This is a genomic window from Pseudomonas sp. P7548 (assembly GCF_013386585.1).
Taxonomy (GTDB): Bacteria; Pseudomonadota; Gammaproteobacteria; order Pseudomonadales; family Pseudomonadaceae; genus Aquipseudomonas.
The window spans coordinates 1-1,587 of record NZ_JACARO010000213.1; the positions used below are offsets into that span (position 1 = coordinate 1).

General features: G+C 60.8%; 3 protein-coding genes. All 3 read right to left on the reverse strand.

What is annotated here, in order from left to right; all coding sequences use genetic code 11:
* Window positions 1-135: ATPase domain-containing protein (locus HX803_RS32345; RefSeq protein WP_178926110.1), on the reverse strand; the 135-nt coding region annotated here is incomplete at its 3' end.
* Between the two features lie 145 nt (window positions 136-280).
* The gene (locus tag HX803_RS32350; protein ID WP_178926111.1) at window positions 281-1,339 is read right to left on the reverse strand and encodes a tetratricopeptide repeat protein; all 1,059 of its coding nucleotides are present in this window, start codon (window positions 1,337-1,339) and stop codon (window positions 281-283) included.
* Window positions 1,340-1,415: 76 nt separating this feature from the next.
* Window positions 1,416-1,587: bestrophin family ion channel (locus HX803_RS32355; RefSeq protein ID WP_306172779.1), on the reverse strand; the 172-nt coding region annotated here is incomplete at its 5' end.

Here is a 1,587-nt window from a genome sequence, read left to right on the forward strand (position 1 = left end):
GGTGGTCTTGCCGGTGCCCGGCTCACCCTCCAGCAAGAACAGATGGCTACGCGATAGCCCCCCAGAAAGAATGTCATCAAGACCTTCGATGCCGGTGGCCGCCTTTTCACTGAACAGCGTATTGGATGTAGACAAGAAGTGCCCTCAGGTCACGTACAAGTAGAGGGGCGCGCCACCTGGGGGCGCGCCATATTCACTTGACCGTAGTGGCTCGTGGCGGTTCAACGTTTGATGATATTTGTACAGCGGACGCGTTGATTTACAAGTTTTTGTAGCGCAGCTACAGGCCTTGCTGAAGCGCCGGATCGTCCGGGTTCTGTTGTTCAAGCTGGGCCAGCAACACTTGCACATTCTGCAACTGGCCGGTTTCTTTCCAATAGTTGATCAGCAACACCCGAGCTTTGCGATTGGCGGGATGGCGCTGCACGATTTCTTCCAGCTGGCGCTGGGCGGCTTCCAATTCTTCCTGGGCATGCAACGTGGTCGCGAGGTCGTAACGGTAATCCTGATTGTCCGGCTCCAGTTCCACCGCCTTGGACAGGCCGAGCAGGGCATACGGGCGCTCGCCATGGTGCAGCAACCACATGCCCAGGGCGTGTTGCAGGTAGGCCGACTCCGGGTGAGCCGCCAATTGGCGCGCCAGCAGTTGGCGCGATTCGTCGGTCTTGCCTTGCTTGTCCAGCAGCTCGATCTGCGCAACCACGGCCTGCAGGTTGTCCGGCTGCAAGCGCATGGCCTGCTCCAGGGCGTTTTGCGCATCTGGCAACAAGGCGCTGTGGATGTACAGGCGCGCCAGTTGAATCCAGCCTTCGGCGGTTTCGGGCTGGCCCTTGAGTTTTTTCACGAATTCATCGAGCACTTGCTGCAACGGGCCAAAGTACAGGCCCAAGGTATCCGGTGACAGGCCCAGCAATGCATTGGCGGCGGCAAAGCGCACGTCTTGTTCAGGGTCGTCCAATACCGGGCCGAGCAGCAAGGTGCGCTGGCCGGTGGGCACCAGGCCGACAATGCTGTGGATCGCCGCTTCGCGGACCAGTGGCGCATCATTGGCCAGGTCTTTATCCGCCAGTTTCAGGGCCTGGGGGCTTGGGTAGTTGGGCAATTCTGCGTGCAATGCAGCACGTCGCTCGGGCGAAAGGTCAGGGCGGCCCAGCTGCTGGTACAGCACGCGCGCGGCCCCCGGCTCGCCGTTATGGGCCTGGCGCAGCGCCTTGGCGTAACCATGGGCAATCGCCGGCGGCACGGTCACTTGAGTGGAACGGGAGAAAAACCAGGTAATGAGCACAATAGACAACAGGGCGCACAGGCCGATGAGGGCGTAACGGCGTGACTTTGACATGCAGGCGTCCAAAAGCTGGGGCAGCTATCGCAAAGCCACCAGCTTCGGTCAGACCACGGCGAGTGTCAAACCTGTATCAGGTGAGCACGTACTCCACGGGCTCCAGGGGCGGCGGCAGGTCGGTTTCGCCCAAGGCGGCGCGGACCTCACGCTCCAACGTGCGCAGGATGGCGTTGCACGGCAGGTCGTTTTCGTCGAAACCGAAGGGGTCTTCCAGGTCGTCGCCAATCTCATCCAGACCAAAGAAC

Excerpts from the sequence above, each read along its gene's own strand:
- HX803_RS32350 (WP_178926111.1), bottom strand. The coding sequence starts at position 1,339 with ATGTCAAAGTCACGCCGTTACGCCCTCATCGGCCTGTGCGCCCTGTTG.